Origin of the sequence: Parageobacillus thermantarcticus (assembly GCF_900111865.1) — a bacterium.
Lineage (GTDB): Bacteria > Bacillota > Bacilli > Bacillales > Anoxybacillaceae > Parageobacillus > Parageobacillus thermantarcticus.
Map to the genome: position 1 here is coordinate 1 of NZ_FOJS01000081.1, position 5,618 is coordinate 5,618.

Genomic DNA, 5,618 nt, shown 5'->3' on the forward strand with positions numbered 1-5,618 from the left:
CCAGTTCATCACACCCGAACACCCATTAAAGGGCGCCGGAGGCCGCAAGCTGACCCGACCGACGGGGCAGGCGATTTTCCAGCTGTTTCAATATGTGAACGTCGTCCTCCTGGAGCTGCCGGATGGACGCATCCAACGCTCACTGGATCGCTCCCTCACCCCTGAACAACGAAGGATTCTGCAGGGGTTGGGGCTGGATGAGAGCATTTACGTGTAACGTCATACGGAACGACCAGCGATGGTAAAAAAAGGATAGCCATCGCTCGTCGTGTTGGTCAAAAAGTTATTCTGAAAAACTAAATAAAAAATCCTTTGTTTTGACCTTGTTAGGGTGCGAAATGTGAGTTGAATGACATGGTTGACCATTGTTTTTAGCGGCAGCCGCTTTACGTGAAAATCATGGGAAAAACGTTTTATCCGTTCTGAATACAGGGCGAGTTCCAATCCATGTTGCAATCGTTCGAGTTCTTCGCGCATGCTATTGACAAACTCCCGGTCAGATTTGTCTTGAATGTCGAAGTTTTGCAAAAGCAAATCCATGACAGAAACGGGTGTTTTCATCTGATGTACCCATTGGTTCATAAATAATGATGCATCGTCCATTTCTTTATGCAACGCTTGTATTTCTTGTATGTAATAACGATATTGCGAGTGGAGGAGTTTTTGAAAAGCAAGCAGCAACGGAGACCCGCTAAAAGGGTGCGCGCTCATGTCCAACCGCTGCAGGTTCGACGATAAAAAACGATATGCATGGGATTGTCGCCAATAGCGCCATGCTAAAAACATCACGATGCACACAAAGCTGATGACAAAAAGATACGCAAACATGCCAAAAGACGGATGAAACGATTGTTCGAGCATGTATAAATACACAATCGATAGCAAAAGTACAGCGTGAAGAAGATGAAAAACGGCCAGCGGGATATGCTCGCGCAAAAACAATTTCATTATAAGTCCCTCCATGTTTCCACCAATTTATAACCGACTCCGCGAACTGTTTCAATTGCCTGTTCGATTCCGATTTGCTGCAGCTTTTTGCGAACGCGCGTAATATTGACGGATAATGTATTATCGTCGACAAATTCCGCATCGTCCCATAATGACTCAAGCAGTTCTTCACGAGATACAATTTTTCCGGATTTTTTCGCCAAACGTTCTAATAAGGTAAACTCCTTTTTTGTTAGCTCGACCGTTTTCTCTTTCCATTGCACGGCATGTCGATCATATAACAAGTACAATCCCGATACCTCATATACGTGGGGTTCTGTGGGAACAGCATAAGGACCGTATGTTCGCCGCAATAAACTTTTGATTTTTGCCATGACCAGATCAAAATGAAACGGCTTTGTAATATAATCATCCCCACCGTTTTCAATGGCCATAATTTGATTCATTTCGTGGCTGCGCGCGGAGATGAAAATAATGGGGCAGAGGGAAATCGTGCGGATTTGCCGGCACCAATAAAAACCGTCGAATCGAGGCAAATTAATGTCGAGCAATACAAGATGAGGTCGACACTTGATAAATTCCTTCTTTATATCGTCAAACTGTTCTGCAATATGTGCGCGGTATTCATATTTTTCAATATGCTCCTTAAGCATGGAGGCGATTTTTACATCATCTTCGACAATTAAAATCGTATGCATGGTTTCTCCCTCTCCATCATCTTTCTTTCCATAGTTTATTATACCGAATCGACTTGTATATGAATAATCGACTTTCTGCCTTCGTATATATGGTTATGGACAAGTATGAGGTGAGGGAAAATGGAGTACGCGTTTGTAGGAATCGTGACGACGGTGTTAATTGGAAGCATTACGTCTATTTGGGCGACAAGCAGAAAAGCGATGCGACATATTTCCTTGGAAAATTTATTTGTTCTTATTCAATGGTATATCACGATGATGTTAGGTTTTGGGCTTATATATATGGTGCTGCAGCTGAACGGACATAACGTTTTTACCACTTCTGCGAATGGAACGGTGAATGAACATGTTTCCATCCTTCAAGACAGTTTTTATTTAAGTGGGATCACGTTATTGTCCGTTGGATATGGAGACGTTACACCGGTGGGAATCGGAAGATGGATCGCTATCATTGAAGCTTTGCTAGGCTATATTATGCCAGCTGTGCTTGTCGCTCGAACGATGATGGATTGGGATAAGCAGTAATTGTTGCAATTTATTATCCCTTTCGCTACCCTGAAAGCGAAGGATAAAGGCAATTGGAGGGAAAACGATGTCTCTGCAAATTGGAAAAATGGCTCCGGATTTCACTTTGCCGGCAAGCAACGGTGAAATGGTTTCCCTTTCTGATTTTCGCGGGAAACATGTTGTATTGTATTTTTATCCGAAAGATATGACGCCGGGATGCACGACAGAAGCGTGCGATTTTCGCGATCGTCATGAACAATTTGCGGAAAGTAATGCAGTTATTTTAGGTGTGAGTACGGATTCTGTAGAACGTCACAGAAAATTCATCGAAAAATATCAACTGCCATTTTTATTGCTTTCTGATCAAGAACATAAAGTGGCGGAAATGTACGGTGTTTGGAAACTAAAGAAAAATTTTGGGAAAGAGTATATGGGAATCGAGCGCTCGACATTTCTGATTGACAAGGACGGAAGATTAGTAAAAGAATGGCGAGGAGTTAAAGTAAAGGGACATGTAGAAGAGGCGCTAAAATATATTTTAGAAAATTTAGCGTAATTTTGCTATTTCTAGGTAGACGTCCATGCAAAAAATTCGGCAACGCGTATGATGGATAGTGACCTCCTCAAATGAACGCGATGAATGGTGCGGAACGAGTTTCCGCCCATTTTTTTATGTTAAAAAATGTGACGATTTCATATATTAATGATACGAATATTGACAAATAGCATAAAATGCTTGTAGACTAATTATAAAAATTATAAAATAATAATTCTTTTTATTTTTTTAGGAAGAGAGGTGCATGACGGTGTCTGACAATCAACAGTTAAAAGAAGCGCTTGATACATTAAAACAGACGGGAATACGCATTACTCCGCAACGTCATGCGATATTGGAATATTTAATTAATTCAATGTCACACCCGACAGCAGATGAAATATATAAAGCGCTGGAAGGAAAATTTCCAAACATGAGCGTAGCAACCGTCTATAACAATTTGCGCGTTTTTAAAGAGGTCGGATTAGTGAAAGAGTTAACATACGGTGATGCATCAAGCCGCTTTGATTTCGTTACATCTGATCATTACCACGTTATTTGTGAACAATGTGGCAAGATTGTCGATTTTCATTATCCTGGATTAGATGAGGTAGAAGCGCTTGCCGCACATGTAACGGGATTCAAAGTGGATCATCATCGTATGGAAATTTATGGAACGTGTCCTGACTGTCAAGAAAAAGCACGCCAACAACATTAAAAAGCTGATAGCGGGGAAGTTGCTATCAGCTTTTTCTTTTTTTTCGATTATATTTTTCGTCAAACTCTTTTCCTTCTAACTCCGGATCTAATGTCAACGGCTCATTGCAAAACATGCATAAATCCACTCTGCCGAGCATTTTTGTCACTTTGCCGCAAGATGGGCATACGACTTGCACTGCCCTTGTTGACAATGTCCCAATCCAAAAATAAACAACGGTGCTTGCGATGATAAAAAGAAGACCTAAAATCATAAACAATGTCATAATGAAAGGAGATGTACGGAAAAACACTCCTATATACATGACAATAACGCCGATAAAAATTAAGCTCAAGGCAAATGTGCGAATTTTGTTGATTTTGCTTGAATATTTAATGCCCATTCTTTGTCCCTCCTATTACCACTATATCATAAAGTGAAGAAGTAATGTTAGCTTCATAATGCTATCTTCGAGAGGCGTGGAAACGACAAAGAGGATTTTTTTGTTTCTTGTCGAATAACGAATGACAACATAAAGAAGATGGAGGAAATCATATCATGGAAGATTTAATTCGTCCCATCTATCAGCAATGGGCCAGCCGCCGTAATACGTTAGGCATTTTGCTAATTGAAAAGAAAGCGAACAAGTCGGCTGTGACAGATACCTTTCATTTTGTTTTATTGGTAGTTGTCGCTGACATGAATCCACCTATATTTATGAAACATTACGCATCAGGAAAAGAAAAAGCAGCGTTATATGTGGTCGATGAAACAAAGTTAAACGAATGGCTGCTTCTTGGCAATCATCGAAAAGCCATCGATTGGATATTTAACGGAAAGATTTTATTTGACCGTAATGAATATATACACCAACTTCGCAATCGTATGACGGAGTTCCCAAAAGAGATACGGCAGTTAAAAATGGGATTGGAATTTGCAAAATTAGTGCGTAGATATATGGATGGAAAAGCGTTTTTTGAAGCGAACCAATTGTTGGATGCGTATCATCACGTCATTCATGCACTGCATCATTTAGCGCGATTAGCAGTCATGGAACAAGGGTTTTATCCTGAAGTGACTGTCTGGAATCAAGTGAAACAAATTGATGTGCAAATTTATAAGCTATATGAGGAACTTGTCAGCAGTGAAGAACCTTTGCCGAAACGGCTAGAACTGTTATTTTTGGCAAGTGAGTTTTTAATTCATTCGCGAATTTCATCAGGTACTGCTCATTTGTGCAACGTTTTAAGGGAAAAAGAAGGGGCATGGAGCATTGCCGAAATGGTGCAGCATCCAAAGCTTGCATCGTATTCGGTAGACCTTATCATCATGTTGGAATATTTAGTTGAGAGGAAAATTTTGTATGTGAAGGAAGCGCCGACAAAAAGCCCACATATATATCATCGTTACTATTCGTTGAAAAATGAAAAGGAGCAGTAGAATTTTTTGGTTGTGCTTATGTCTGGAAATTTGTTTTTATCTGTTTGTTTGAGCTGCGTGTCCATTTTTAGGAATATGTCAGTCCTGTTTTTATGTTGAAATGAAGGTGGATGATTTTATTATCTTAAGAAGAAAAAATGTTATTGACTTGTTAAAAAAGAGATGATATATTATGAGACGTCGCCGCAATCAAGAAAATTGCGGATGATGTAGATAAAAAATTGCTTGACAATGAAAAGTAATAAATGATATTATAAAAAAGTCGCTTTAAAAAAGAATGTTCCTTGAAAACTGAACAAAACGAAGCGTCCACATAGAAAAGCGAAGGCGACTGATGAACCCTCGACAGGCGCTGGAGGGCTCGCGAGGAGGCTATTCGCCACAGCGAGACCGAAGCGGCCCGAGGGGCTAGAAGCCGAAGCTAGACAATCAGAAAAGCGAATGTGACTGGCGCCTTGTGGTGTCGGCGCTGAAGCTTATGGGAATAAGCCAATCAACTTTCTATGGAGAGTTTGATCCTGGCTCAGGACGAACGCTGGCGGCGTGCCTAATACATGCAAGTCGAGCGGACCAAACAGGAGCTTGCTCTTGTTTGGTTAGCGGCGGACGGGTGAGTAACACGTGGGTAACCTGCCCGTAAGACCGGGATAACTCCGGGAAACCGGAGCTAATACCGGATAACACCGAAGACCGCATGGTCTTTGGTTGAAAGGCGGCTTCGGCTGCCACTTACGGATGGGCCCGCGGCGCATTAGCTAGTTGGTGAGGTAACGGCTCACCAAGGCGACGATGC

The 5,618-nt window shown here is 41.3% G+C and carries 7 protein-coding genes, 1 rRNA gene and 1 pseudogene; 6 read left to right on the forward strand and 3 right to left on the reverse strand.

Annotated features, from left to right (window positions below):
• Positions 1–217, forward strand: a pseudogene (locus BM278_RS17695) (IS1634 family transposase); the annotation flags it as partial.
• Between the two features lie 2 nt (positions 218–219).
• Here BM278_RS17695 and BM278_RS17700 read toward each other — a convergent pair.
• Positions 220–948 (reverse strand): ATP-binding protein, encoded by a 729-nt coding sequence (locus BM278_RS17700; RefSeq protein WP_244151231.1) that lies wholly within the window; start codon positions 946–948, stop codon positions 220–222.
• Positions 948–1,646: a response regulator transcription factor gene (locus tag BM278_RS17705; RefSeq protein WP_090952374.1), complete on the reverse strand. Its 699-nt coding sequence runs from the start codon at positions 1,644–1,646 to the stop codon at positions 948–950. The genes BM278_RS17700 and BM278_RS17705 overlap by 1 nt, the downstream gene beginning before the upstream one ends.
• Before the next feature lie 120 nt (positions 1,647–1,766).
• On the opposite strand from BM278_RS17705, the gene BM278_RS17710 reads away from it, so the two are divergent.
• From BM278_RS17710 to perR, 3 genes are all read left to right on the forward strand, one after another.
• On the forward strand, positions 1,767–2,171 hold the full coding sequence (locus BM278_RS17710) for a potassium channel family protein (protein ID WP_090952377.1): 405 nt from the start codon (positions 1,767–1,769) through the stop codon (positions 2,169–2,171).
• A 67-nt stretch (positions 2,172–2,238) separates the two neighbouring features.
• The gene (gene bcp / locus BM278_RS17715; RefSeq protein ID WP_090952380.1) at positions 2,239–2,709 is read left to right on the forward strand and encodes a thioredoxin-dependent thiol peroxidase; all 471 of its coding nucleotides are present in this window, start codon (positions 2,239–2,241) and stop codon (positions 2,707–2,709) included.
• Between the two features lie 244 nt (positions 2,710–2,953).
• Positions 2,954–3,406, forward strand: coding sequence for a peroxide-responsive transcriptional repressor PerR (gene perR, locus BM278_RS17720; RefSeq protein WP_090952383.1), 453 nt, complete (start codon positions 2,954–2,956; stop codon positions 3,404–3,406).
• A 25-nt stretch (positions 3,407–3,431) separates the two neighbouring features.
• Here perR and BM278_RS17725 read toward each other — a convergent pair whose 3' ends face one another.
• Positions 3,432–3,788 carry a YgzB family protein gene (locus BM278_RS17725; RefSeq protein ID WP_090952386.1) on the reverse strand — a complete coding sequence of 119 codons (357 nt, stop codon included), beginning with the start codon at positions 3,786–3,788 and terminating at the stop codon, positions 3,432–3,434.
• Positions 3,789–3,943: 155 nt separating this feature from the next.
• On the opposite strand from BM278_RS17725, the gene BM278_RS17730 reads away from it, so the two are divergent.
• Both BM278_RS17730 and BM278_RS17735 read left to right on the forward strand, forming a co-directional pair.
• On the forward strand, positions 3,944–4,825 hold the full coding sequence (locus tag BM278_RS17730; RefSeq protein ID WP_090952389.1) for a nucleotidyltransferase-like protein: 882 nt from the start codon (positions 3,944–3,946) through the stop codon (positions 4,823–4,825).
• Between the two features lie 500 nt (positions 4,826–5,325).
• A 16S ribosomal RNA gene (locus tag BM278_RS17735) occupies positions 5,326–5,618 on the forward strand; the annotation flags it as partial.

Bases quoted from the DNA above. Each gene is read 5' to 3' on its own strand.
- BM278_RS17700 (WP_244151231.1), bottom strand. From the start codon at position 948: ATGAAATTGTTTTTGCGCGAGCATATCCCGCTGGCCGTTTTTCATCTT.
- BM278_RS17705 (WP_090952374.1), bottom strand. From the start codon at position 1,646: ATGCATACGATTTTAATTGTCGAAGATGATGTAAAAATCGCCTCCATG.
- BM278_RS17710 (WP_090952377.1), top strand. From the start codon at position 1,767: ATGGAGTACGCGTTTGTAGGAATCGTGACGACGGTGTTAATTGGAAGC.
- bcp (WP_090952380.1), top strand. From the start codon at position 2,239: ATGTCTCTGCAAATTGGAAAAATGGCTCCGGATTTCACTTTGCCGGCA.
- perR (WP_090952383.1), top strand. From the start codon at position 2,954: ATGACGGTGTCTGACAATCAACAGTTAAAAGAAGCGCTTGATACATTA.
- BM278_RS17725 (WP_090952386.1), bottom strand. From the start codon at position 3,788: ATGGGCATTAAATATTCAAGCAAAATCAACAAAATTCGCACATTTGCC.
- BM278_RS17730 (WP_090952389.1), top strand. From the start codon at position 3,944: ATGGAAGATTTAATTCGTCCCATCTATCAGCAATGGGCCAGCCGCCGT.